22 protein-coding genes and 1 pseudogene are annotated in these 26995 nt (G+C 52.5%); 21 read left to right on the top strand and 2 right to left on the bottom strand.

All coding sequences use genetic code 11. From position 1 onward, the window contains the following. The first annotated feature begins 9 nt into the window (after window positions 1-9). The 14 genes and pseudogenes from ACJHW7_RS14960 to yahM all read left to right on the top strand — a co-directional run bounded on the left by ACJHW7_RS14960 (window position 10) and on the right by yahM (window position 14839). Window positions 10-873, top strand: a complete 864-nt coding sequence (locus ACJHW7_RS14960) for a DUF2877 domain-containing protein (RefSeq protein ID WP_021556527.1) — start codon at window positions 10-12, stop codon at window positions 871-873. Continuing rightward, the gene (gene fdrA, locus ACJHW7_RS14955; protein ID WP_021556528.1) at window positions 863-2410 is read left to right on the top strand and encodes an acyl-CoA synthetase FdrA; all 1548 of its coding nucleotides are present in this window, start codon (window positions 863-865) and stop codon (window positions 2408-2410) included. Before ACJHW7_RS14960 ends, fdrA begins: the two co-directional genes overlap by 11 nt. Continuing rightward, the gene (locus ACJHW7_RS14950; RefSeq protein ID WP_021556529.1) at window positions 2410-3828 is read left to right on the top strand and encodes a DUF1116 domain-containing protein; all 1419 of its coding nucleotides are present in this window, start codon (window positions 2410-2412) and stop codon (window positions 3826-3828) included. The genes fdrA and ACJHW7_RS14950 overlap by 1 nt, the downstream gene beginning before the upstream one ends. Before the next feature lie 25 nt (window positions 3829-3853). After that, the gene (locus ACJHW7_RS14945) at window positions 3854-4081 is read left to right on the top strand and encodes a hypothetical protein (RefSeq protein WP_077625471.1); all 228 of its coding nucleotides are present in this window, start codon (window positions 3854-3856) and stop codon (window positions 4079-4081) included. Between the two features lie 167 nt (window positions 4082-4248). Further along, the gene (locus ACJHW7_RS14940) at window positions 4249-5199 is read left to right on the top strand and encodes a carbamate kinase family protein (protein WP_024227140.1); all 951 of its coding nucleotides are present in this window, start codon (window positions 4249-4251) and stop codon (window positions 5197-5199) included. Window positions 5200-5208: 9 nt separating this feature from the next. Then, window positions 5209-6591 (top strand): amidohydrolase family protein, encoded by a 1383-nt coding sequence (locus ACJHW7_RS14935; RefSeq protein WP_021556531.1) that lies wholly within the window; start codon window positions 5209-5211, stop codon window positions 6589-6591. Between the two features lie 298 nt (window positions 6592-6889). Next, a complete protein-coding gene (locus ACJHW7_RS14930) occupies window positions 6890-7300 on the top strand; it encodes an ASCH domain-containing protein (protein ID WP_021556532.1) in 411 nt (136 codons plus the stop codon). A gap of 253 nt (window positions 7301-7553) precedes the next feature. After that, window positions 7554-8537 carry an autoinducer 2 ABC transporter substrate-binding protein gene (locus ACJHW7_RS14925; RefSeq protein WP_001042107.1) on the top strand — a complete coding sequence of 328 codons (984 nt, stop codon included), beginning with the start codon at window positions 7554-7556 and terminating at the stop codon, window positions 8535-8537. A gap of 48 nt (window positions 8538-8585) precedes the next feature. After that, on the top strand, window positions 8586-10070 hold the full coding sequence (locus ACJHW7_RS14920) for a sugar ABC transporter ATP-binding protein (protein WP_021556533.1): 1485 nt from the start codon (window positions 8586-8588) through the stop codon (window positions 10068-10070). Further along, window positions 10063-11034: an ABC transporter permease gene (locus tag ACJHW7_RS14915; RefSeq protein WP_021556534.1), complete on the top strand. Its 972-nt coding sequence runs from the start codon at window positions 10063-10065 to the stop codon at window positions 11032-11034. Before ACJHW7_RS14920 ends, ACJHW7_RS14915 begins: the two co-directional genes overlap by 8 nt. After that, window positions 11031-11987 carry an ABC transporter permease gene (locus tag ACJHW7_RS14910; RefSeq protein WP_000750339.1) on the top strand — a complete coding sequence of 319 codons (957 nt, stop codon included), beginning with the start codon at window positions 11031-11033 and terminating at the stop codon, window positions 11985-11987. The genes ACJHW7_RS14915 and ACJHW7_RS14910 overlap by 4 nt, the downstream gene beginning before the upstream one ends. Before the next feature lie 86 nt (window positions 11988-12073). After that, on the top strand, window positions 12074-13123 hold the full coding sequence (gene yahK / locus ACJHW7_RS14905; protein ID WP_000692757.1) for an NADPH-dependent aldehyde reductase YahK: 1050 nt from the start codon (window positions 12074-12076) through the stop codon (window positions 13121-13123). A 242-nt stretch (window positions 13124-13365) separates the two neighbouring features. Next, window positions 13366-14181 (top strand): annotated as a pseudogene (gene yahL, locus ACJHW7_RS14900) (protein YahL). Between the two features lie 412 nt (window positions 14182-14593). After that, the gene (gene yahM / locus ACJHW7_RS14895; protein ID WP_000290614.1) at window positions 14594-14839 is read left to right on the top strand and encodes a protein YahM; all 246 of its coding nucleotides are present in this window, start codon (window positions 14594-14596) and stop codon (window positions 14837-14839) included. 16 nt (window positions 14840-14855) lie between these two features. Here yahM and ACJHW7_RS14890 read toward each other — a convergent pair whose 3' ends face one another. Beyond that, window positions 14856-15527, bottom strand: a complete 672-nt coding sequence (locus tag ACJHW7_RS14890; RefSeq protein ID WP_072769115.1) for a LysE family transporter — start codon at window positions 15525-15527, stop codon at window positions 14856-14858. A gap of 146 nt (window positions 15528-15673) precedes the next feature. Between ACJHW7_RS14890 and yahO the strand changes: the two genes are divergently transcribed. Further along, window positions 15674-15949 carry a DUF1471 family periplasmic protein YahO gene (yahO, locus tag ACJHW7_RS14885; protein ID WP_000691953.1) on the top strand — a complete coding sequence of 92 codons (276 nt, stop codon included), beginning with the start codon at window positions 15674-15676 and terminating at the stop codon, window positions 15947-15949. 97 nt (window positions 15950-16046) lie between these two features. Here yahO and prpR read toward each other — a convergent pair whose 3' ends face one another. Continuing rightward, window positions 16047-17633: a propionate catabolism operon regulatory protein PrpR gene (gene prpR, locus ACJHW7_RS14880; protein WP_000941072.1), complete on the bottom strand. Its 1587-nt coding sequence runs from the start codon at window positions 17631-17633 to the stop codon at window positions 16047-16049. 238 nt (window positions 17634-17871) lie between these two features. Here prpR and prpB point away from each other — a divergent pair, with 238 nt between their 5' ends. The 6 genes from prpB (at window position 17872) to codA (ending at window position 26928) form a co-directional block, all read left to right on the top strand. Further along, window positions 17872-18762: a methylisocitrate lyase gene (gene prpB / locus ACJHW7_RS14875; protein ID WP_000052197.1), complete on the top strand. Its 891-nt coding sequence runs from the start codon at window positions 17872-17874 to the stop codon at window positions 18760-18762. Between the two features lie 159 nt (window positions 18763-18921). Next, on the top strand, window positions 18922-20091 hold the full coding sequence (gene prpC / locus ACJHW7_RS14870; protein WP_001285909.1) for a 2-methylcitrate synthase: 1170 nt from the start codon (window positions 18922-18924) through the stop codon (window positions 20089-20091). Between the two features lie 33 nt (window positions 20092-20124). Beyond that, window positions 20125-21576, top strand: coding sequence for a 2-methylcitrate dehydratase (gene prpD / locus ACJHW7_RS14865; protein WP_001275873.1), 1452 nt, complete (start codon window positions 20125-20127; stop codon window positions 21574-21576). Window positions 21577-21615: 39 nt separating this feature from the next. Next, window positions 21616-23502, top strand: a complete 1887-nt coding sequence (gene prpE, locus ACJHW7_RS14860) for a propionate--CoA ligase (protein ID WP_000010304.1) — start codon at window positions 21616-21618, stop codon at window positions 23500-23502. Window positions 23503-24395: 893 nt separating this feature from the next. Then, complete coding sequence (gene codB / locus ACJHW7_RS14855; RefSeq protein WP_000076227.1) at window positions 24396-25655, top strand: cytosine permease; 1260 nt, start codon at window positions 24396-24398, stop codon at window positions 25653-25655. Next, window positions 25645-26928, top strand: coding sequence for a cytosine/isoguanine deaminase (gene codA, locus ACJHW7_RS14850; protein ID WP_021556535.1), 1284 nt, complete (start codon window positions 25645-25647; stop codon window positions 26926-26928). Before codB ends, codA begins: the two co-directional genes overlap by 11 nt. Window positions 26929-26995 lie beyond the last annotated feature (67 nt).

Here is a 26995-nt window from a genome sequence, read left to right as displayed (position 1 = left end):
AAACGGTGTGTGTGGGCGCTAACTGCGGATGCGGATTTTCTGGCGCAGCGGGGGCAAGGACAGGTTGAACAGGTCTTTGCCAGAGCGGTAAATATCGCACTCCCGGCTCGCCAGCAGTTGCTGACGCTGCTTTGTGAAGAGTACGACAATGCGCCAAACAGTTGTCGGTTGGCACTCACTCACTTTGATGATCTGTTCCGGCATGGTGATAAGGTTCAGTTTGACGATCAAGGTATTACGGTTGGTCAACATCTTCATATAGAGATGAGTCGTTGTCGGCGTTGGCTGTCCCCAACCTTGCAAATGACCGCTGTGAATTTTCACCTTATCGCCTGGCAACAGTGGCACGACATTATTCATCAGCACCTGGGGGAAAATGAAACCCTGTTTAATTATCGCGGCGATAATCCGTTTTATCAGGCGTTAAATAAAGAACTACATATTAAACGACGGGCAGTTATTCAGGCAGTAAACGAAAAACAAAATATCGCCGCAGCGGTCGCCAGTATGATGGGGTTAGGGATTGGCCTTACGCCATCAGCCGATGATTATCTGACCGGACTGGTACTTATTTTATTTATTTCCGGGCATCCGGCGGAAAAATACAAAGAGGAATTTTATCGCGGTCTGCAACGCGGCAGAAATAACACCACATTATTAAGTGCCATAACGCTGGAAGCCGCATTACAACAACGCTGCCGGGAAAATATTCATCGTTTTATTCACAACATTATTTATGGCGTCCCTGGGAATTCAACTCAGGCAATAGAAAAAATTAAACATATTGGCTCCAGTTCCGGCTGCGACATGCTGTATGGCATGGCCGATGGTTGTGCGCTGAGCCAAACCTACGGAGGGAATTATGTCAGTTAAAATAGTCATTAAACCGAATACCTATTTTGATTCTGTCTCGCTGATGTCTATCTCCACGCGTGCAAATAAACTCGACGGCGTCGAGCAGGCATTTGTGGCGATGGCGACCGAAATGAACAAAGGTGTGCTGAAAAATTTAGGACTGCTCACGCCGGAGCTGGAACAGGCGAAAAACGGCGACCTGATGATTGTCATCAATGGTAAATCGGGGGCGGACAACGAGCAGTTGCTGGTGGAGATTGAAGAACTGTTCAACAGCAAAGCGCAAAGCGGCTCGCACGAGGCGCGTTACGCCACTATTGCCAGCGCCAAAAAGCATATCCCGGAAAGTAACCTGGCGGTGATTTCGGTCAACGGTCTGTTTGCCGCTCGCGAAGCGCGTCAGGCGCTGCAAAACGATCTCAACGTGATGCTGTTTTCCGATAACGTCTCGGTTGAAGATGAACTGGCGCTCAAGCAACTGGCCCACGAAAAAGGGCTGCTGATGATGGGGCCAGACTGTGGCACGGCGATTATCAACGGCGCGGCGCTCTGTTTTGGTAACGCCGTGCATCGCGGCAACATCGGTATTGTTGGCGCATCCGGCACCGGCAGCCAGGAGCTGAGCGTCCGCATTCATGAATTTGGTGGCGGCGTTTCACAACTGATTGGCACCGGCGGGCGCGACCTGAGCGAGAAAATCGGCGGCCTGATGATGCTCGACGCCATCGGGATGCTGGAAAACGATCCGCAAACTGAAATTATCGCGCTGATTTCAAAACCTCCCGCGCCTGCGGTGGCCCGTAAAGTGCTGGAACGCGCCCGCGCCTGCCGCAAGCCGGTGGTGGTCTGCTTCCTCGGTCGTGGCGAAACGCCGGTTGACGAGCAGGGGCTACAGTTTGCTCGCGGCAGCAAAGAAGCGGCGCTAAAAGCGGTGATGCTCTCCGGCGTGAAACAGGAAAATCTCGACCTGCATACGCTTAACCAGCCGTTGATTGCGGATGTGCGTGCGCGTCTGCAACCCCAGCAGAAATACATTCGTGGCCTGTTCTGCGGCGGTACGCTGTGTGACGAAACCATGTTCGCGGTGATGGAAAAACACGGCGATGTCTACAGCAACATCCAGCCCGATCCTGAATTCCGCCTGAAAGATATCAATCGCAGCATCAAACACACCTTCCTCGACTTTGGCGATGACGACTTCACCAACGGCAAGCCGCATCCAATGATTGACCCCACCAACCGCATCAGTCGCTTGATCGAAGAGGCGCGCGATCCAGAAGTGGCGGTGATCGTGATGGATTTTGTGCTCGGATTTGGATCGCATGAAGATCCGGTCGGCTCCACCATCGAGGCGATCAAAGAAGCGAAAGCGATCGCCGCTGCCGAAGGACGCGAGTTGATCATTCTCGCCTATGTGCTGGGTACCGATCTTGATACGCCATCGTTAGAACAACAAAGCCAGATGCTGCTTGATGCCGGAGTGATTCTGGCGAGCAGCAGCACCAATACCGGATTGCTGGCGCGTGAATTTATCTGCAAAGGGGAGGAAGCCTGATGAGCCAGTCACTGTTTAGCCAACCATTGAACGTTATTAACGTCGGCATCGCCATGTTTAGCGATGACCTGAAAAAGCAGCATGTAGAAGTGACTCAACTCGACTGGACGCCGCCGGGGCAGGGCAATATGCAGGTGGTGCAGGCGCTGGACAACATTGCCGATTCGCCGCTGGCAGACAAAATCGCCGCCGCTAACCAGCAGGCGCTGGAGCGCATTATCCAGTCGCATCCGGTGCTGATTGGTTTTGAGCAGGCGATTAACGTGGTGCCGGGCATGACGCCGAAAACCATTCTTCACGCCGGGCCGCCGATCACCTGGGAAAAAATGTGCGGCGCGATGAAAGGCGCGGTCACCGGAGCGCTGGTGTTCGAAGGACTGGCGAAAGATCTCGACGAGGCGGCTGAACTGGCGGCTTCCGGGGAGATCACCTTCTCGCCGTGTCACGAGCACGACTGCGTGGGATCGATGGCGGGTGTTACCTCGGCCTCGATGTTTATGCACATCGTAAAAAACAAAACCTACGGCAACATCGCTTATACCAACATGAGCGAGCAGATGGCGAAGATTTTGCGTATGGGCGCTAACGACCAGAGCGTGATTGACCGCCTGAACTGGATGCGTGATGTGCAGGGACCAATACTGCGCGACGCGATGAAAATTATCGGCGAAATCGATCTGCGCTTAATGCTGGCGCAGGCGCTGCATATGGGCGATGAGTGCCATAACCGCAATAACGCCGGGACGACGCTGCTGATTCAGGCGCTGACGCCGGGGATTATCCAGGCGGGCTATTCCGTCGCGCAACAGCGCGAAGTGTTTGAGTTTGTTGCCAGTAGCGATTACTTCTCCGGCCCGACGTGGATGGCGATGTGTAAAGCGGCGATGGATGCGGCGCACGGCATCGAATACAGCACCGTCGTTACCACCATGGCGCGTAACGGCGTCGAGTTCGGCCTGCGGGTCAGCGGCCTGCCGGGGCAGTGGTTTACCGGCCCAGCGCAGCAGGTCATCGGCCCGATGTTTGCTGGTTATAAGCCGGAAGATTCGGGGCTGGATATCGGCGACAGCGCCATCACCGAAACCTACGGTATTGGCGGATTTGCCATGGCGACCGCGCCTGCAATCGTTGCGCTGGTGGGCGGCACGGTGGAAGAGGCTATCGATTTCTCCCGTCAGATGCGCGAAATCACCCTTGGCGAAAACCCCAACGTCACCATTCCGCTGCTCGGTTTTATGGGCGTGCCGTCGGCAATCGACATCACCCGCGTGGGTAGCAGCGGCATTCTGCCGGTGATCAACACCGCCATCGCCCATAAAGATGCGGGCGTCGGCATGATTGGCGCGGGCATTGTGCATCCGCCATTCGCCTGCTTCGAGAAAGCCATTCTTGGCTGGTGCGAACGTTACGGCGTCTGACCTACATGTTCATGCCGGATGCGGCGTGAACGCCTTATCCGGCCTACAAGTGGCGCAAGAATCTGTAGGCCTGATAAGCGTAGCGCATCAGGCATTTGTCACCATTGCCGGATGCGGCGTGAACGCCTTATCCGGCCTACAAGTGGCGCAAGAATTTGTAGGCCTGATAAGCGTAGCGCATCAGGCATTTGTCACCATTGCCGGATGCGGCGTGAACGCCTTATCCGGCCTACGAATGGCGCAAGAATTGTAGGCCTGATAAGCGTAGCGCATCAGGCATTTGTCACCATTGCCGGATGTGGCGTGAACGCCTTATCCGGCCTACGAGTGGCACGAGAATTGTAGGCCTGATAAGCGTAGCGCATCAGGCAGTCTGGCGTTGGTCATAACCCCATCACCCTCTGTAGCGGACATAACAAGATGAAAGAACTTGTGGTCGTTGCCATTGGTGGCAACAGCATTATCAAAGATAACGCCAGCCAGTCGATTGAGCATCAGGCGGAGGCGGTGAAAGCCGTCGCTGATACGGTGCTGGAAATGCTGGCTTCCGATTACGACATTGTGCTGACCCACGGCAACGGGCCGCAGGTCGGGCTGGATTTACGCCGCGCGGAGATTGCCCACGAGCGCGAAGGGCTGCCCTTAACGCCCCTGGCGAACTGTGTGGCGGATACGCAAGGCGGCATCGGCTATCTGATCCAACAGGCGCTGAACAACCGGCTGGCGCGTCACGGCGAGAAAAAAGCCGTCACCGTGGTGACTCAGGTGGAAGTGGATAAAAACGATCCGGGATTTGCCCATCCCACCAAGCCCATCGGCGCATTCTTTAGTGACAGCCAGCGTGACGAACTACAAAAGGCAAACCCTGACTGGCGTTTTGTTGAAGATGCCGGACGGGGCTATCGCCGCGTGGTCGCCTCGCCGGAACCGAAACGTATTGTCGAAGCACCTGCCATTAAGGCGCTGATCCAACAAGGCTTTGTGGTGATTGGCGCGGGCGGCGGCGGAATTCCTGTGGTGCGTACTGACGCGGGAGATTACCAAAGCGTGGACGCGGTTATCGACAAAGATCTCTCTACCGCGCTGCTGGCCCGTGAAATTCACGCCGACATTCTGGTGATCACCACCGGCGTGGAAAAAGTGTGTATTCATTTTGGTAAACCGCAGCAGCAGGCGCTGGATCGCGTGGATATTGCCACCATGACCCGCTATATGCAGGAAGGGCATTTTCCGCCTGGCAGCATGTTGCCAAAAATCATCGCCAGCCTGACGTTCCTGGAACAGGGCGGCAAAGAAGTGATTATCACCACGCCGGAATGCCTGCCTGCGGCGCTGCGCGGTGAAACGGGCACCCATATTATTAAAACGTAAGGACGTAAGATGAAAGAAAGCAATAGCCGCCGTGAATTTCTGAGCCAGAGCGGTAAGATGGTCACCGCCGCCGCGCTGTTTGGTACCTCTGTGCCGCTCGCCCATGCGGCGGTCTCTGGCACCACAAACTGCGAAGCGAACAACACCATGAAAATCACTGACCCGCATTACTATCTCGACAACGTGCTGCTGGAAACTGGATTTGACTACGAAAATGGCGTGGCGGTGCAGACCCGCACGGCGCGCCAGACCGTGGAGATTCAGAACGGCAAAATTGTCGCGCTGCGCGAGAATAAGCAGCACCCGGATGCCACGCTGCCGCACTATGACGCTGGCGATAAGCTGATGCTGCCCACCACCCGCGACATGCATATTCATCTCGACAAAACCTTTTACGGCGGGCCGTGGCGCTCGCTCAATCGCCCGGCAGGCACCACCATCCAGGACATGATCAAACTCGAGCAGAAAATGCTGCCGGAGCTGCAACCGTACACTCAGGAGCGGGCAGAAAAACTGATTGATTTATTGCAGTCGAAAGGCACCACCATTGCCCGCAGCCACTGCAATATCGAACCGGTTTCCGGCCTGAAAAATCTGCAAAATTTGCAGGCGGTGCTGGCGCGACGTCAGGCGGGCTTCGAGTGTGAAATCGTCGCCTTCCCGCAGCACGGTTTGCTGCTGTCGAAATCGGAACCCTTAATGCGCGAAGCGATGCAGGCGGGGGCGCATTACGTCGGCGGGCTGGACCCGACCAGTGTCGATGGCGCGATGGAAAAATCCCTCGATACCATGTTCCAGATTGCGCTGGACTACGACAAAGGCGTCGATATTCACCTGCACGAAACCACTCCGTCGGGCGTGGCAGCCATCAATTATATGGTTGAAACGGTAGAGAAAACGCCACAGCTGAAGGGCAAGCTGACCATCAGTCACGCCTTTGCGCTGGCAACACTCAACGAGCAACAGGTAGATGAACTGGCTAACCGGATGGTGGTGCAGCAAATTTCTATCGCCTCGACGGTGCCGATTGGTACGCTGCATATGCCGCTCAAACAGTTACACGACAAAGGCGTAAAAGTGATGACTGGCACTGACAGCGTTATCGACCACTGGTCGCCTTATGGTCTGGGCGACATGCTGGAAAAAGCCAATCTCTACGCGCAGCTCTATATTCGTCCTAACGAACAGAACCTCTCCCGTTCGCTGTTTCTAGCCACTGGCGATGTATTGCCGCTGAATGAAAAAGGCGAGCGTGTATGGCCAAAAGCGCAGGATGACGCCAGCTTTGTGCTGGTGGACGCCTCCTGTTCCGCCGAGGCGGTGGCGCGTATCTCGCCGAGAACCGCAACGTTCCATAAAGGGCAACTGGTGTGGGGGAGTGTGGCAGGTTGATGCGCATTTGAAACGCCTGCAACGGTGAATAGTAAGAGATTTAAGCCCCAGGGAGTGGGGCGGGAATGGTTTGCTAATGAATGATCCTGAACTTTATAATCTCCCGGCATAATTTCCAGGGGATTATTTGAGAGAAATACACAAAAGTGAGTTTTAACAAAGGTATTTATCAGGCCATAAATGTGACCTGCTTCGGATAAAAAAGATTCAGTATCGAAAAACCAATGATACTCTTGCTGATGGTTACCAACAGTAATTAAGATGTGATTTGTTTTTCCGTAATCGCGAAAATATTCTCATGACCATAAAAGAAAAAATCTTACAAAAATATCCCCATGCTTCCTTTTGTACTTTTGGCGATTCTGCAGCGTTGGCCGATCACCTCGCAACGTTGATTGCGACTGGTGTTAAAACAGCTTCCTGTGGTTCGCTGGCAGGATGTATTGAAGACAACTCATTTCCGATGATTGGTGAGTATAAGATTGTAGAAAATAGCCGTGGTGAGCCTGTATGTGTTATCAGAGTGATTGGCCTGCATTTACTGCGCTTTTCTGATGTCACCGCGGAGCTTGCCCGTAAGGAAGGTGAAGGTGACCTCAGTCTTGAATATTGGCGTAATGAACACCGTCGTTTTTTCCAGGCAGAAGGAAGCTATTCACCAGAAATGGACGTTATCTTTGAAGAATATGCCCTTATTGACGTTGTGTAGATAACTATTTATATACGCGAAATAAACTCACACACATAAAATATCGCTAATTTTGTTTATTTTGCTATTTTTAACGTGATGAATGTCACACTTATTGTTGCTGCCCGTTTTGTCCATATTTATAACCATATTTTTAATAGCTGCCTGAAATAGGGCTGTTTATTCTGCATAAAAATATTCGAAAATTCTTATTCTCTCCAGCGCGCTAATTTGGGCGAACACTTCCTGACTACCCTGCAATGAGGCTGAAATGATGAATAAACGTTTTGTTATCAATATGGTGTCTTCGCTGTTATTAGGCGCTGCGCTAATTTCTGCGCCGCTCCAGGCAGCGGAAAAAGTCGTGGTGAATATTTCTAAAGTCGATGGTATGCCGTGGTTTAATCGCATGGGCGAAGGTGTGGTTGAGGCGGGTAAAGCCTTTGGTGTTAATGCGTCACAGGTGGGGCCTTCAAGTACTGATGCTCCGCAACAGGTTAAAATTATTGAGGATTTAATCGCCCGTAAGGTTAATGCAATTACTATCGTGCCAAACGATGCCAACGTGCTGGAACCGGTATTCAAAAAAGCGCGAGATGCCGGAATTGTGGTTCTGACCAACGAATCCCCCGGTCAGCCAAGTGCTAACTGGGATATCGAAATCATTGATAACGAAAAATTTGCCGCTGAATATGTTGAGCATATGGCGAAACGCATGGGGGGCAAGGGCGGCTATGTGATTTACGTGGGTAGTTTGACCGTGCCGCAGCATAACTTATGGGCTGACTTGCTGGTGAAATACCAGAAAGAGCATTACCCGGATATGCATGAAGTTACCCGCCGCATGCCGGTTGCCGAGAGTGTGGATGACTCACGTCGTACCACACTGGACCTGATGAAAACCTATCCTGACTTAAAAGCGGTTGTCTCCTTTGGTTCAAACGGTCCGATTGGCGCGGGACGTGCGGTGAAAGAGAAACGGGCGAAAAATAAAGTCGCAGTCTATGGCATGATGATCCCTTCACAGGCGGCATCACTGATTAAAAGTGGTGATATCACCGAAGGGATTACTTACGATCCGGCCTCTGCAGGTTACGCACTCGCAGCCGTCGCCAGCACGTTGCTGAAGGGTGAAGAGATCAAACCTGGATTAGAAATGCAGAATCTGGGTAAGGCCGACGTAGATATGGATAAGCGAATTATCCGTTTCCATAAGGTATTACTGGTCAACAAAGACAATATCGACTCACTTTATTAATCCATTTCTTCGGGGCGAAAGCCCCGATTCTTATTGCCAGGGGATGTTATGGAAACCTTCCTTTCCCTTCGTCATATCAACAAAACGTTTCATGCCACGCGAGCGCTGCGCGATGTTTCTCTCGACTTTATGTCGGGTGAAGTGCACTGCCTTGCCGGGCAAAACGGCTGTGGTAAATCGACGTTGATCAAAATTATGTCCGGTGTTTATCGCCCGGATGAGGGAGCGGAAATTACGCTTGGTGGGAAAAAATGGTCAAAGCTGACACCCGCCGCTTCGGTGGCGCAGGGGATTCAGGTGATTTATCAGGACCTCTCTTTATTTCCTAACCTGAGTGTCTGGGAGAATATCGCCGTGAATCACTATCACCACGGTCTGTTTGTTAACCGACGTCGTCTGCGTGAGGTGGCGCAGGCGGCAATGACCAGTATTAACGTCACATTGCCACTGGATACGCTCGTTTCTGAGCTTTCAATTGCCCGCTGTCAGCTGGTGGCAATTTGCCGTGCACTGGCGCAGGACGCACGGTTGATCGTGATGGATGAACCAACCGCTTCGCTGACCCATCAGGAAGTGCAAGGGTTATTACAGGTGGTGCATCAATTGCGGGAACGCGGGATCTGCGTGGTCTTCGTCAGTCATCGTCTGGAAGAAGTGATGGAAGTTTCCGACCGTATTTCAGTGCTGAAAGATGGTGAGCTGGTCGGGACTTTTCCGGCTGCAGAGATGACCACAAAACAACTCGGTTTCCTGATGACCGGCCAGGAGTTTGAATATCAGGTGCGAGAGTTGTGGCAGGGAAAATCCAGCACCCCGGTGCTGGAGGTGCGTAATTTAAGTCGTCATGGGGAATATCTAAATATTAACTTGCGGGTGGAAGCGGGCGAAGTGGTATCGATTGTTGGCCTGCTTGGTGCGGGGCGCACGGAATTATGTCTGAGTCTGTTTGGTATGACCCGACCGGATTCTGGCGAGATCCTCATCAACGGCCAGCTGGTTACACTGCATAGTAACCAGGACGCCATCCGCCACGGTATTGGTTATGTTTCGGAAGATCGCATGTCGCGCGGTTTGGTGATGGCGCAATCTATTGAAGACAACATCATTAGCACTGTTTTTCACAAGGTAAAAGATCGCTTCGGCTTTCTGAGTGAAACTAAAGTGCGTGACCTGGTGGACAGGCTAATCAAGGCATTGACCATCAAAGTCTCTGATCCTCATCTCCCGGTGAATACGCTTTCTGGTGGTAACGCGCAGCGAGTATCGATCGCCAAATGGCTGGCGATTGGGCCACGACTGTTGATTCTCGATAGCCCGACAGTCGGTGTTGATATCGCCAACAAAGCAGGAATATACGGCATTATCAGCGATCTGGCGGCTCATGGCATTGCGGTATTGATGATCTGCGATGAAATTGAAGAAGCGTGGTATCAAAGCCACCGGATTTTGGTAATGCAAAAAGGACAGATCACCCATAGCTTCCTGCCTGACAGCAGTTCTCAGGCCAGGATTGCGGAGGTGGTAAATGGCTGAACTGAAAAAACGCCATGAATTCTGGCTGGCATTACTGATTGTGGTGCTGTTTGTTGGCCTTGCCTGGCGCAGCGACGAGTTTCTGACATTCGGTAATTTGTACGATCTCGCCAATAACTATGCCATGTTGACTATTCTCGCCTGTGGTTTGTTTGTGGTGTTGATTTCCGGTGGAATTGATATTTCGTTTCCAGCAATGACCATCATGGCGCAATACGGCATGGTGCTGTTGCTGCAAAAAATTGGTGGCAACTTCGCTGTCGCGTTTGCACTGGCGGGCTGCATCGGCATTTTACTTGGCTTAATTAACGCCTTACTGGTTAATCGCCTACGGGTGCCTTCTATCATCATCACTATCTCGACGCTGAATATTTTCTATGGCCTGCTGTTATGGTTGAGTAAAGGTGTGTGGCTGTACGACTTTCCGCCGTGGTTTGAGCAGGGGGTTATGTTGTTCAAGTACACCGATGCTGATGGCTATGACTATGGCCTTGGTCTGCCGCTGATCGCCATGATTACGGTGGTGCTGCTAACAGCGTTTATCATGAATTTCACCAGTGTAGGGCGCAAAATTTATGCCCTTGGCGGGAACCGCGAATCAGCCAGTCGCATCGGCTTTAGCGTGCTGAAACTGCAACTTTTCGTCTATGGCTATATGGGATTGATGTCTGGCGCTGCGGGTGTAGTGCAGTCGTGGACGGTGATGACTGTCGCCCCCGATTCTCTTCTGGGTTATGAGCTGACAGTACTGGCTGCGGTGGTGCTTGGCGGCACTAGTTTGCTCGGCGGGCGCGGCACGTTAACCGGTACTTTGCTCGGCGTGGTGTTGTTGGCAGTGATGCAAAACGGGCTAAATTTATTGGGAGTCTCGTCTTACTGGCAAACATTGATCACCGGCATCATCATCGTTGCCAGCATTAGTGCCACGGCGTGGAGTCAGCATCAGAACCGGAGTCTGCTATGAAAAAATCGTGGCGTAATAACGTTGAGTTTTACTTGATCGGCCTGCTGGTGCTAACTGTTGCCGCGTTCAGCATTACTATGCCGGAGATTTTCTGGTCGATAAGTAATTTCCAGTCCGTCGCTTCGCAAATGCCCGTGCTGGGCATTCTGGCGTTGGCTATGGCGGTGACCATGCTTTGCGGTGGCATTAACTTGTCAATTATAGCCACTGCTAACGCCTGTTCACTGGTGATGGCGTGGGTGGCGACTCAGTATCCACCGGGTATTGCTACGGTTGTCGCTACGTTACTGGCGGGCGCTGGCGCGGCGGTGATAATCGGTTTATGTAACGGCGTATTGATTGCTGGTATTCGAGTGTCGCCAATTCTTGCAACGCTTGGGATGATGACGTTGCTCAAAGGGATAAATATTCTGGTGACAGGTGGTAGCGCCATTGCCAATTATCCCTCATGGGTGCTGTGGTTGAATCATGCGCAATGGTTCGGTATTCCGCTACCGATGTGGTTGTTTGCCGCAGTGGCACTGGGGCTGTGGATATTGCTGGAGAAAACGCCGCTCGGTAAAGCCATTTACCTGATTGGGTCTAACGAACGAGCAACACTTTACTCCGGCATTAACACTCGTCGGGTGCTGATTTGGGTTTATGTCATTTCCGCCTTGCTTTGTGCGGTAGCGGCATTTTTGATGATGTCGAAACTCAACTCGGCTAAGGCCTCTTATGGCGAATCGTACTTGCTGGTGTCAATCCTCGCGGCAGTACTCGGCGGGGTTAATCCGGACGGCGGCAGCGGGCGGATAATTGGTATGGTGCTGGCGCTGTTTCTTCTGCAAATTATTGAAAGCGGCTTCAATATTCTCGGTATAAGCCCCTACCTGACGATGGCCTTATGGGGAACGTTGCTGCTCTGTTTCATTCAGGCTCGCGGCATGTTGGGGCTGGATCGGGTGGTTTAAATATTGGCTATATTCAATGGACGCGTTTTGCCGCGATGACATATCAGGCGTCGCCAAATACACATAGCTAATCAGGAGTAAACACAATGAAGATCAAAGCTGTTGGTGCATATTCCGCTAAACAACCACTTGAACCGATGGATATCACACGGCGTGAACCGGGACCGAATGATGTCAAAATCGAAATCGCTTACTGTGGCGTCTGCCATTCCGATCTCCACCAGGTCCGTTCCGAGTGGGCGGGGACGGTTTATCCCTGCGTGCCGGGTCATGAAATTGTGGGGCGTGTGGTAGCCGTTGGTGATCAGGTAAAAAAATATGCGCCGGGCGATCTGGTCGGTGTCGGCTGCATTGTCGACAGTTGTAAACATTGCGAAGAGTGTGAAGACGGGCTGGAAAACTACTGTGATCACATGACCGGCACCTATAACTCGCCGACGCCGGACGAACCGGGCCATACGCTGGGCGGCTACTCACAACAGATCGTCGTTCATGAGCGATATGTTCTGCGTATTCGTCACCCGCAAGAGCAGCTGGCAGCGGTAGCCCCATTACTGTGCGCGGGGATCACTACTTACTCCCCGTTGCGCCACTGGCAGGCCGGACCGGGTAAAAAAGTGGGCGTGGTCGGCATCGGCGGTCTGGGACATATGGGGATTAAGCTGGCCCACGCGATGGGGGCACATGTGGTGGCATTTACCACTTCTGAGGCAAAACGCGAAGCGGCAAAAGCCCTGGGGGCCGATGAAGTTGTTAACTCACGCAATGCCGATGAGATGGCGGCTCATCTGAAGAGTTTCGATTTCATTTTGAATACAGTAGCTGCGCCACATAATCTCGACGATTTTACCACCTTGCTGAAGCGTGATGGCACCATGACGCTGGTTGGTGCGCCTGCGACACCGCATAAATCGCCGGAAGTTTTCAACCTGATCATGAAACGCCGTGCGATAGCCGGTTCTATGATTGGCGGCATTCCAGAAACTCAGGAGATGCTCGATTTTTGCGCCGAACATGGCATCGTGGCTGATATAGAGATGATTCGGGCCGATCAAATTAATGAAGCCTATGAGCGAATGCTGCGTGGTGATGTGAAATATCGTTTTGTTATCGATAATCGCACACTAACAGACTGAAAAAATTAATAAATACGCTGTGGTTTAACATATTAACTTCGCTCTCCACTTAACTTTTTAGTTAAGGAGAGCGAAATAATATCAAAGTAGCAGTAAAACCTATAACGTAAATTCAAATTGTTAAATTAACTCCCTCCAGTACCTAATACTTCACACGTTAGTTATGAGCGATTTCTGATAGTGCCTGGTTTAATCAGAGCTTTATTATCTGCGACGTTTATTTTTATTTAAGAGAGATCGCGATGATATCATTAAAAGCTCCGCACAATAATTTGATGCCATATACGCAACAAAGCATACTTAATACGGTTAAAAACAATCAGTTACCAGAGGATATCAAAAGCTCCCTGGTTTCCTGTGTCGATATATTCAAGGTTTTGATTAAACAATATTATGATTATCCTTATGATTGTCGTGATGATTTAGTCGATGACGACAAACTCATTCATCTCATGGCTGCCGTACGAGACTGTGAGTGGTCAGACGATAACGCACTCACCATAAATGTGCAGTTTAATGATTTCCCTGGATTTTATGACTGGATGGATTACCCTGATCACCCGGTTAAGTTTGTTTTTCGCATACTTGAAAATCAAAAAGGGACAGTTTGGGTATATGACTAGGATGATGCGTTTCTTGATATTAAAGCAAATGTGCAGGCTGGACGCTTTACCGGGCTTAAGAAATTAGTGCAGTTTATCAATTCAGTGCGAACAGATTGCAAATGTATTCTTCTTGAACACCATATGCCTTTGCTGAGACTTTTCCCTAAAGGGAAAGAGTGTATGCATGTGGAAAAATGGCTTCGCGAAATGTCGTCTATTCCGGAGACAGACGCGCCCATTAAGCAGGCGCTTGCGCATGGATTATTATTACACTTAAAAAATATCTACCCTGTTTTTCCTGAATCACTGGTGATGTTATTGCTCTCTGTTCTGGACGTAAAAACATACAGAGATGATGCACGATTAAATGAATGGATATCTAATAGAGTGCAGGAATTAGGTGACAGATATTATCCTGTAAATAAGCACGTTAAAATCCGCTACACTCTTTAGTTCAGAAAGGGTTCCACCTGCAAGTTGTTATTCCACCAGAGAGTGAATCGCAATGCAGGTAATCATTTCATCTGTATATCCGTATGCCAAATGGCATTCCACCGCCTTTTTCGCCGATATTTTGTTGTGATCGGCGACGCTTCGCTTAAAAAAGCACCAGCAGTGGTTTTGCAGCTATGTGGTGTATAAAAAATGATCTCATGCAGATGTTTTGTGAATGTGTGGGTTGACATTCATATGAAAAAAATCATAATTCCATCATGTTTGTGTGGGGTCTTTTCTGTATCTTACGCATCGCACTCAAGCCTGACAGAAAATATGCTGTAAGGCTCATATCAAAAACCGCCATTAGCTCATCAGGAAGAGCAGACGACAACCAGGATTGTTGTATGGTACGGGGTTCGAGGCCTCGATGGCGGTCCAACTTTTCAAAACTCTTCTGAATCAGATCCCCTTATTATCATCCCTGCAAAGTGGAACATTGCCATTGTTTGGCTATTCAGGACGGGTCAGACCAATGAAAAAAGCCCACACAGGGGAGAGTGGGCTGAAATGGGAAGCTAAAGACTCAAGTAAACTTATCGGAAATAAGGACCACGCATTACGGGGGCTATCATCGCCGATGGTCGGGATTCGGCAAATCAGGTTGATTACGTAGAGAGTAAATTATCTGCTCACCGCTGCGTCACCCCTTCGTAAATCAGGCGTAGCGCGAATACACCAATAATTGCACCAATAACCCGACTGGCAACGCGTTGCATACGCCCATAAGCACGACGTACAGCGGGCAAAGAAAACGCCTGACTAAGAAAAACTCGCCAGATAATTGATGCGAGCACAATCCCCGCCCAGGCCATTAAACGTGCCCATGTTGGTGTTTCGGCATTTAATGTTACTGAGAAAATACTAATAAAAAATAAAACGGTTTGAGGGTTAGAGAGATCGGTAATTAATCCACGGCGAAAAAAGACATACCAGGGGGCGTTAATCGGTTGTTGTAGTGTGCTCATTTGCGGTGTTGACTGGCGGCGCATGCTGCACCACGCAAACCATAAGAGATAAGCGCCGCCGACGATTCTGATAAGCGAAAAAATCTCCTCACACTGCGTAATTAGCGTTGCAAGACCAAACAAACCCAACCCGGAATAAAATGCATCGCCCAGCGCCACGCCCAGCCCGGTCAGCACTCCTGCGCGTCGACCGGAAGCCAGGCTGGTTTGTACTACCACAAAGAGATTGGCTCCCGGATTAAAAAAAGTAATCACGAACAGTCCTACGGTCAGGTAAACGGCGTGCAAAGGATCCATAGTGATTTCATCCATAAATAAGTGAAGTAACTGCATCATATTTCTACCAAAAATAATCGGGTGCGAGAGAGATCACAAAGTGTCTTATTTCCGGTTACTGGCGTTTATGCCCTGACTGAACTAATTATTAATCAACCCAATAATGTCGGTGGGTGATAGTGTGATAACAACTCTGGAGCCGTAATATGAAAATAATCTCTAAAATGTTAGTCGGTGCGTTAGCGTTTGCCGTTACCAATGTCTATGCCGCTGAATTGATGACTAAAGCGGAATTTGAAAAAGTCGAATCGCAATATGAAAAAATAGGTGATATTTCAACCAGCAATGAAATGTCGACCGCAGACGCGAAAGAAGATTTGATCAAAAAAGCGGATGAAAAAGGGGCTGATGTGTTGGTACTGACCTCCGGTCAAACTGACAATAAGATCCACGGCACGGCAAATATTTATAAGAAGAAGTAATTCTGAATCCTATGTAAACATCCCCGATGCGTAAGTTTATCGGTGATCATCTATTGAAATTTATGCCGGATAAAGCGTTCGCGCTGCATTCGGCAGTTCAGTTTTTCAGCCGCCGCCAGAACGTCGTCCGGCTTATGCCTAAATAATTCGCCGCTGCTGTTTTATCGCCTTTAAATTTCTCCAGTGCCTGTTGTGGTGTCAGCAAGCGTGGAGCGGGAATTTTCGCCGACTCGCGCGCCAGTTCCGGCAGTAGCAGCTGCAAAAACTGCGGCGTTAAATCCGGCGTCGGTTCCACACTTAAAAACAGCGCCAGTCGCTCCATCATATTGCGCAGTTCACGAATATTGCCCGGCCAGTCGTAGCGCAGCAGCACAGTTTCACTTGCCTGTAACCCCTGGCGTAATGCAGCAGAAAATGGGGCGGAGAGCGCCGCCAGAGACACTTTCAAAAAACTTTCCGCCAGTGGCAGAATATCTGCCACCCGCTCGCGCAGTGGTGGCAATTGCAGACGCAAAATACTCAGCCGATAAAACAGATCACGGCGAAACTGCCCTTGCCGCATATCTTCTTCCAGATTGCAGTGAGTGGCGCTAATGACCCGCACATCCACCGGAACAGGCTGATGCCCGCCGACGCGAGTAACCTCTTTTTCTTCCAGCACCCGTAACAGGCGAGTCTGCAAAGGTAGCGGCATTTCGCCAATCTCATCCAGAAACAGCGTACCGCCGTGGGCAATTTCGAACAGCCCGGCGCGACCTCCGCGTCGCGAGCCGGTAAACGCCCCTTCCTCATAGCCAAACAGCTCCGATTCCAGCAGCGATTCGGCTATCGCCCCGCAGTTGACGGCAACAAACGGATGCGACTTTTTGCCCTGTCGCGCATCGTGGCGGGCAAAATATTCCCGATGAATCGCCTGGGCCGCCAGCTCTTTGCCCGTCCCCGTTTCCCCCTCAATCAACACCGCTGCACTGGAGCGGGCATACAGCAAAATAGTCTGCCGTACTTGTTCCATCGGTGGTGATTGACCGAGCATATCGCCCAGCACGTAACGAGTACGCAGGGCGTTACGGGTAGCATCGTGAGTGTTATGGCGTAACGACATGCGCGTCATATCCAGCGCATCGCTGAACGCCTGGCGCACGGTGGCGGCGGAATAGATAAAAATTCCGGTCATTCCGACTTCTTCTGCCAGATCGGTAATCAGCCCCGCGCCGACCACCGCTTCGGTGCCGTTAGCTTTTAGCTCGTTAATCTGCCCGCGTGCGTCTTCTTCGGTAATGTAGCTACGTTGATCGAGGCGCAAATTAAAGGTTTTTTGAAACGCCACCAGTGCCGGAATAGTTTCCTGATAAGTGACAACGCCGATAGAAGAGGTGAGCTTTCCGGCTTTTGCCAGTGCCTGTAACACATCGTAGCCGCTCGGTTTAATCAAAATAACTGGCACTGACAGGCGGCTTTTCAGGTACGCGCCGTTAGAGCCAGCAGCGATGATGGCGTCACAGCGTTCGTTTGCCAGTTTCTTGCGGATGTAGGTCACTGCTTTTTCAAAGCCAAGCTGAATAGGGGTAATGTTCGCCAGGTGATCAAACTCGAGGCTGATATCGCGAAACAGCTCGAACAGGCGCGTTACAGATACCGTCCAGATAACCGGTTTGTCGTCATTAAGCCGTGGTGGATGTGCCATAGCGCACCGCAAAGTTAAGAAACCGAATATTGGGTTTAGTCTTGTTTCATAATTGTTGCAATGAAACGCGGTGAAACATTGCCTGAAACGTTAACTGAAACGCATATTTGCGGATTAGTTCATGACTTTATCTCTAACGAATTGAAATTAAAGATTTAATTTTATTAAGGCAATTGTGGCACACCCCTTGCTTTGTGTTTATCAACGCAAATAACAAGTTGATAACAAAGGATGGGCTATGTCTCTACACTCCCCAGGTAAAGCGTTTCGCGCTGCACTGACTAAAGAAAATCCATTGCAGATTGTTGGCACCATCAACGCCAACCATGCGCTGTTGGCGCAGCGTGCCGGATATCAGGCAATTTATCTCTCCGGCGGTGGCGTGGCGGCAGGGTCGCTGGGGCTGCCCGATCTCGGTATTTCTACTCTTGATGACGTGTTGACAGATATTCGCCGTATCACCGACGTTTGTTCGCTGCCGCTGCTGGTGGATGCGGATATCGGTTTTGGTTCTTCTGCTTTTAACGTTGCGCGTACGGTGAAATCGATGATTAAAGCCGGTGCGGCGGGATTGCATATTGAAGATCAGGTTGGTGCAAAACGCTGTGGTCATCGCCCGAACAAAGCGATCGTCTCGAAAGAGGAGATGGTGGATCGGATCCGCGCGGCGGTGGATGCGAAAACCGATCCTGATTTTGTGATCATGGCGCGCACCGATGCGCTGGCGGTAGAAGGGCTGGATGCGGCGATCGAGCGTGCGCAGGCCTATGTTGAAGCGGGTGCCGAGATGTTGTTCCCGGAGGCGATTACCGAACTCGCCATGTACCGCCAGTTTGCCGATGCGGTGCAGGTGCCAATCCTCGCCAATATTACCGAATTTGGCGCAACGCCGCTGTTTACCATCGACGAATTACGCAGCGCCCATGTCGCAATGGCGCTGTACCCGCTTTCAGCGTTCCGCGCCATGAACCGCGCCGCTGAGCATGTCTACAACGTCCTGCGTCAGGAAGGCACGCAGAAAAGTGTCATCGACACCATGCAGACCCGCAACGAGCTGTACGAAAGCATCAACTACTACCAGTACGAAGCGAAGCTCGACGACCTGTTTGCCCGTAGCCAGGTGAAATAAAAAACGCCCGTTGGTTGTATTCGACAACCGATGCCTGATGCGCCGCTGACGCGGCTTATCAGGCCTACGGGTGTACTGAACTGTAGGTCGAATAAGACGCATGGCGTCGCATCCGACAACAATCTCGACCCTACAAATGATAACAATGACGAGGACAATATGAGCGACACAACGATCCTGCAAAACAGTACCCATGTCATTAAACCGAAAAAATCTGTGGCGCTTTCTGGCGTTCCGGCGGGCAATACGGCGCTCTGCACCGTGGGTAAAAGTGGCAATGACTTGCATTACCGTGGCTACGATATTCTTGATCTGGCGGAACATTGCGAATTTGAAGAAGTGGCGCATCTGCTGATCCACGGCAAACTGCCGACCCGTGACGAACTCGCCGCCTACAAAACGAAACTGAAAGCCCTGCGCGGTTTACCGGCTAACGTGCGTACCGTGCTGGAAGCCTTACCGGCGGCGTCACACCCGATGGATGTTATGCGCACCGGCGTTTCCGCGCTCGGCTGCACGCTGCCAGAAAAAGAGGGGCATACCGTCTCTGGCGCGCGGGATATTGCCGACAAACTGCTGGCGTCACTTAGCTCGATTCTTCTCTACTGGTATCACTACAGCCATAACGGCGAACGCATCCAGCCGGAAACCGATGACGACTCCATCGGCGGTCACTTCCTGCATCTGCTGCACGGCGAAAAGCCGTCGCAAAGCTGGGAAAAGGCGATGCATATTTCGCTGGTGCTGTACGCCGAACACGAGTTTAACGCTTCCACCTTTACCAGTCGGGTGATTGCGGGCACCGGCTCTGATATGTATTCCGCGATTATTGGCGCGATTGGCGCACTGCGCGGGCCGAAACACGGCGGGGCGAATGAAGTGTCGCTGGAGATCCAGCAACGCTACGAAACGCCAGACGAAGCCGAAGCAGATATCCGCAAGCGCGTGGAAAACAAAGAAGTGGTCATTGGTTTTGGGCATCCGGTTTATACCATCGCCGACCCGCGCCACCAGGTGATTAAACGTGTGGCGAAGCAGCTCTCGCAGGAAGGCGGCTCGCTGAAGATGTACAACATCGCCGATCGCCTGGAAACGGTGATGTGGGAGAGCAAAAAGATGTTCCCCAATCTCGACTGGTTCTCCGCTGTTTCCTACAACATGATGGGCGTTCCCACCGAGATGTTCACACCACTGTTTGTTATCGCTCGCGTCACCGGCTGGGCGGCGCACATTATCGAACAACGTCAGGACAACAAAATTATCCGTCCTTCCGCCAATTATGTTGGACCGGAAGACCGCCAGTTTGTCGCGCTGGATAAGCGCCAGTAAACCTCTACGAATAACAATAAGGAAACGTACCCAATGTCAGCTCAAATCAACAACATCCGCCCGGAATTTGATCGTGAAATCGTTGATATCGTCGATTACGTGATGAACTACGAAATCAGCTCCAAAGTGGCCTACGACACCGCACATTACTGCCTGCTCGACACGCTCGGCTGCGGTCTTGAAGCTCTCGAATACCCGGCCTGTAAAAAACTGCTGGGGCCAATTGTCCCCGGCACCGTCGTACCTAACGGCGTGCGCGTCCCCGGAACTCAGTTCCAGCTCGACCCCGTCCAGGCGGCATTTAACATCGGCGCGATGATCCGTTGGCTCGATTTCAACGATACCTGGCTTGCGGCAGAGTGGGGCCATCCTTCCGACAACCTCGGCGGCATTCTGGCAACGGCAGACTGGCTTTCGCGCAACGCGGTCGCCAGCGGCAAAGCGCCGTTGACCATGAAACAGGTGCTGACCGGAATGATTAAAGCCCATGAAATTCAGGGCTGCATCGCGCTGGAAAACTCCTTTAACCGCGTCGGCCTCGACCACGTTCTGTTAGTGAAAGTGGCTTCCACCGCCGTGGTCGCCGAAATGCTTGGCCTGACCCGCGAGGAAATTCTCAACGCTGTTTCGCTGGCGTGGGTGGACGGTCAGTCGCTGCGCACCTATCGCCATGCGCCGAACACCGGCACGCGTAAATCCTGGGCGGCGGGCGATGCCACTTCCCGCGCGGTACGTCTGGCACTGATGGCGAAAACGGGCGAAATGGGTTACCCGTCAGCCCTGACTGCGCCTGTGTGGGGCTTCTATGACGTCTCCTTTAAAGGTGAGTCGTTCCGCTTCCAGCGTCCGTACGGTTCTTACGTGATGGAAAATGTGCTGTTCAAAATCTCCTTCCCGGCGGAGTTCCACTCCCAGACGGCAGTTGAAGCAGCGATGACGCTCTATGAACAGATGCAGGCAGCAGGCAAAACGGCGGCAGATATCGAAAAAGTGACCATCCGCACCCACGAAGCCTGTATTCGCATCATCGACAAAAAGGGGCCGCTCAATAACCCGGCAGACCGCGACCACTGCATTCAGTACATGGTGGCGATCCCGCTGCTGTTCGGGCGCTTAACGGCGGCAGATTACGAGGACAACGTTGCGCAAGATAAACGCATCGACGCCCTGCGCGAGAAGATCAATTGCTTTGAAGATCCGGCGTTTACCGCTGACTACCACGACCCGGAAAAACGCGCCATCGCCAATGCCATTACTCTTGAGTTCACCGACGGCACGCGCTTTGAAGAAGTGGTGGTGGAGTACCCCATTGGTCATGCTCGCCGCCGTCAGGATGGCATTCCGAAGCTGGTGGATAAATTCAAAATCAATCTCGCGCGCCAGTTCCCGACTCGCCAGCAGCAGCGCATTCTGGAGGTTTCTCTCGACAGAACTCGCCTGGAACAGATGCCGGTCAATGAGTATCTCGACCTGTACGTCATTTAAGCAAACAGCGGTAAGGCGTAAGTTCAACAGGAGAGCATTATGTCTTTTAGCGAATTTTATCAGCGTTCGATTAACGAACCGGAGCAGTTCTGGGCCGAGCAGGCCCGGCGTATTGACTGGCAGACGCCCTTTACGCAAACGCTCGATCACAGCAATCCGCCGTTTGCCCGTTGGTTTTGTGAAGGCCGAACCAACTTGTGTCACAACGCTATCGATCGCTGGCTGGAGAAACAGCCAGAGGCGCTGGCGCTGATTGCCGTCTCTTCGGAAACAGAAGAAGAGCGCACCTTTACCTTTCGTCAGCTGCATGACGAAGTGAACGCGGTGGCGTCAATGCTGCGCTCACTGGGCGTGCAGCGTGGCGAACGGGTGCTGGTGTATATGCCGATGATTGCCGAAGCGCATATAACCCTGCTGGCTTGCGCGCGCATTGGCGCTATTCACTCGGTGGTGTTTGGTGGATTTGCCTCTCATAGCGTGGCGGCGCGAATTGATGATGCTAAACCGGTGCTGATTGTCTCGGCTGATGCCGGAGCGCGCGGTGGCAAAATCATTCCCTATAAAAAATTGCTCGACGATGCGATAAGTCAGGCGCAGCACCAGCCGCGCCATGTTTTGCTGGTGGATCGCGGGCTGGCGAAAATGGCGCGCGTCAGCGGGCGGGATGTCGATTTCGCGTCGTTGCGCCATCAACACATCGGCGCGCGGGTACCGGTGGCGTGGCTGGAATCCAACGAAACCTCCTGCATTCTCTACACCTCCGGCACGACCGGCAAACCTAAAGGCGTGCAGCGTGACGTCGGCGGATATGCGGTGGCGCTGGCGACCTCGATGGACACCATTTTTGGCGGCAAAGCGGGCGGTGTGTTCTTTTGTGCTTCGGATATCGGCTGGGTGGTGGGGCATTCGTATATCGTCTACGCGCCGCTGCTGGCGGGGATGGCGACTATCGTTTACGAAGGATTACCGACCTGGCCGGACTGCGGCGTGTGGTGGAAAATCGTCGAGAAATATCAGGTTAGCCGGATGTTCTCGGCGCCGACCGCCATTCGCGTGCTGAAAAAATTCCCTACCGCTGAAATTCGCAAACACGATCTTTCGTCGCTGGAAGTACTCTATCTGGCGGGGGAGCCGCTGGACGAGCCAACCGCCAGTTGGGTAAGCAATACGCTGGATGTGCCGGTTATCGACAACTACTGGCAGACCGAATCCGGCTGGCCGATTATGGCGATTGCTCGCGGTCTGGACGACAGGCCGACGCGTCTGGGAAGCCCCGGCGTGCCGATGTATGGCTATAACGTGCAGTTGCTTAATGAAGTCACCGGCGAACCGTGTGGCGTCAACGAGAAAGGGATGCTGGTGGTGGAAGGGCCGCTGCCGCCGGGCTGTATTCAGACCATCTGGGGCGACGACGACCGCTTTGTGAAGACTTACTGGTCGCTGTTTTCCCGCCCGGTGTACGCCACCTTTGATTGGGGCATCCGTGACGCTGACGGTTATCACTTTATTCTCGGGCGCACTGACGATGTAATTAACGTTGCCGGGCATCGGCTGGGGACGCGCGAGATTGAAGAGAGTATCTCCAGTCATCCGGGCGTTGCCGAAGTGGCGGTGGTTGGGGTGAACGATGCGCTGAAAGGGCAGGTGGCGGTGGCGTTTGTCATTCCGAAAGAGAGCGACAGTCTGGAAGATCGTGATGTGGCGCATTCGCAAGAGAAGGCGATTATGGCGCTGGTGGACAGCCAGATTGGCAACTTTGGCCGCCCGGCGCACGTCTGGTTTGTCTCGCAATTGCCAAAAACGCGATCCGGAAAAATGCTGCGCCGCACGATCCAGGCGATTTGCGAAGGACGCGATCCGGGGGATCTGACGACCATTGATGATCCGGCGTCGTTGGATCAGATCCGCCAGGCGATGGAAGAGTAAGGTATTGTCGGATGCGTCGCGTGGCGCATCCGACAGTTGTGCGCAGATGCCTGATGCGACGCTGGCGCGTCTTATCATGCCTACAGGCCTGAACCGTAGGTCGGATAAGGCGCTCGCACCGCATCCGACACCGTGCTCAGTGCCTGATGCGACGCTGATGCGTCTTATCATACCTACAGGCCTGAACCGTAGGTCGGATAAGGCGCTCGCGCCGCATCCGACACCGTGTGCCGATGCCTGATGCGACGCTGATGCGTCTTATCATGCCTACAGGCCTGAACCGTAGGTCGGATAAGGCGCTCGCACCGCATCCGACACCGTGTGCCGATGCCTGATGCGACGCTGATGCGTCTTATCATGCCTACAGGCCTGAACCGTAGGTCGGATAAGGCGCTCGCGCCGCATCCGACACCGTGCTCAGTGCCTGATGCGACGCAGGCGCGTCTTATCATACCTACAGGCCTGAACCGTAGGTCGGATAAGGCGCTCGCGGCGCATCCGACACCGTGCGCCGATGCCTGATGCGACGCAGGCGCGTCTTATCATGCCTACAGGCCTGAACCGCAGGTCGGATAAGGCGTTCGCGCCGCATCCGACACCATGCGCAGATGCCTGATGCGACGCAGGCGCGTCTTATCATGCCTACAGGCCTGAACCGCAGGTCGGATAAGGCGCTCGCGCCGCATCCGACACCATGCGCCGATGCCTGATGCGACGCTTACCGCGTCTTATTATGCCTACCCACTGTTTTTACACCGATAATTTTTCCCCCACCTTTTTGCACTCATTCATATAAAAAATATATTTCCCCACGAAAACGATTGCTTTTTATCTTCAGATGAATAGAATGCGGCGGATTTTTTGGGTTTCAAACAGCAAAAAGGGGGAATTTCGTGTCGCAAGATAACAACTTTAGCCAGGGGCCAGTCCCGCAGTCGGCGCGGAAAGGGGTATTGGCATTGACGTTCGTCATGCTGGGATTAACCTTCTTTTCCGCCAGTATGTGGACCGGCGGCACTCTCGGAACCGGTCTTAGCTATCATGATTTCTTCCTCGCAGTTCTCATCGGTAATCTTCTCCTCGGTATTTACACTTCATTTCTCGGTTACATTGGTGCAAAAACCGGCCTGACCACCCATCTTCTTGCTCGCTTCTCGTTTGGTGTTAAAGGCTCATGGCTGCCTTCACTGCTGCTGGGCGGCACCCAGGTTGGCTGGTTTGGCGTCGGTGTGGCGATGTTTGCCATTCCGGTGGGCAAGGCAACCGGGCTGGATATTAATTTGCTGATTGCCGTTTCCGGTTTACTGATGACCGTCACCGTCTTCTTTGGCATTTCGGCGCTGACGGTTCTTTCGGTGATTGCGGTTCCGGCTATCGCCTGCCTTGGTGGTTATTCCGTGTGGCTGGCTGTTAACGGCATGGGCGGCCTGGACGCATTAAAAGCGGTCGTTCCCGCACAACCGTTAGATTTCAATGTCGCGCTGGCGCTGGTTGTGGGGTCATTTATCAGTGCGGGTACGCTCACCGCTGACTTTGTCCGGTTTGGTCGCAATGCCAAACTGGCGGTGCTGGTGGCGATGGTGGCCTTTTTCCTCGGCAACTCGTTGATGTTTATTTTCGGTGCAGCGGGAGCGGCGGCACTGGGGTTGGCGGATATCTCTGATGTGATGATTGCTCAGGGCCTGCTGTTGCCTGCGATTGTGGTGCTGGGGCTAAATATCTGGACCACCAACGATAACGCGCTCTATGCGTCGGGTTTAGGTTTCGCCAACATTACCGGGATGTCGAGCAAAACCCTTTCGGTAATCAACGGTATTATCGGTACGGTCTGCGCATTATGGCTGTATAACAATTTTGTCGGCTGGTTGACCTTCCTTTCGGCAGCTATTCCTCCAGTGGGTGGCGTGATCATTGCCGACTATCTGATGAACCGTCGCCGCTATGAGCACTTTGCGACCACGCGTATGATGAGTGTCAATTGGGTGGCGATTCTGGCGGTCGCCTTGGGGATTGCTGCAGGCCACTGGTTACCGGGAATTGTTCCGGTCAACGCGGTATTAGGTGGCGCGCTGAGCTATCTGATCCTTAACCCGATTTTGAATCGTAAAACGACAGCAGCAATGACGCATGTGGAGGCTAACAGTGTCGAATAACGCTTTACAAACAATTATTAACGCCCGGTTACCAGGCAAAGAGGGGCAGTGGCAGATTCATCTGCAGGACGGAAAAATCAGCGCCATTGATGCGCAATCCGGCGTGATGCCCATAACTGAAAACAGCCTGGATGCCGAACAAGGTTTAGTTATACCGCCATTTGTGGAGCCGCATATTCACCTGGACACCACGCAAACCGCCGGACAACCGAACTGGAATCAGTCCGGCACGCTGTTTGAAGGCATTGAACGCTGGGCCGAGCGCAAAGCGTTATTAACCCATGACGATGTGAAACAACGCGCCTGGCAAACGCTGAAATGGCAGATTGCCAACGGCATTCAGCATGTGCGTACCCATGTCGATGTTTCGGATGCAACGCTAACTGCGCTGAAAGCAATGCTGGAAGTGAAGCAGGAAGTCGCGCCGTGGATTGATCTGCAAATCGTCGCCTTCCCTCAGGAAGGGATTTTGTCGTATCCCAACGGTGAAGCGTTGCTGGAAGAGGCGTTACGCTTAGGGGCAGATGTAGTGGGGGCGATTCCGCATTTTGAATTTACCCGTGAATACGGCGTGGAGTCGCTGCATAAAACCTTCGCCCTGGCGCAAAAATACGACCGTCTCATCGACGTTCACTGTGATGAGATCGATGACGAGCAGTCGCGCTTTGTCGAAACCGTTGCTGCCCTGGCGCACCGTGAAGGCATGGGCGCGCGAGTCACCGCCAGCCACACCACGGCAATGCACTCCTATAACGGGGCGTATACCTCACGCCTGTTCCGCTTGCTGAAAATGTCCGGTATTAACTTTGTCGCCAACCCGCTGGTCAATATTCATCTGCAAGGACGTTTCGATACGTATCCAAAACGTCGCGGCATCACGCGCGTTAAAGAGATGCTGGAGTCCGGCATTAACGTCTGCTTTGGTCACGATGATGTCTTCGATCCGTGGTATCCGCTGGGAACGGCGAATATGCTGCAAGTGCTGCATATGGGGCTGCATGTTTGCCAGCTGATGGGCTATGGGCAGATTAACGATGGCCTGAATTTAATCACCCACCACAGCGCCAGGACGTTGAATTTGCAGGATTACGGCATTGCCGCCGGAAACAGCGCGAACCTGATTATCCTGCCGGCTGAAAATGGATTTGATGCGCTGCGCCGTCAGGTTCCGGTACGTTATTCTGTACGTGGCGGTAAGGTGATCGCCAGCACACAACCGGCACAAACCACCGTATATCTGGAGCAGCCAGAAGCCATCGATTACAAACGGTGATCGGCTGGGCTGTGTGTTGACAAAGCGAGCGTAGTTTATGCCGGATGCGGCGTGAACGCCTTACACT

The organism is Escherichia sp. WS1152 (assembly GCF_046487665.1).
Lineage (GTDB): Bacteria > Pseudomonadota > Gammaproteobacteria > Enterobacterales > Enterobacteriaceae > Escherichia > Escherichia coli.
This window is presented reverse-complemented; position numbering and strand designations above follow the sequence as displayed.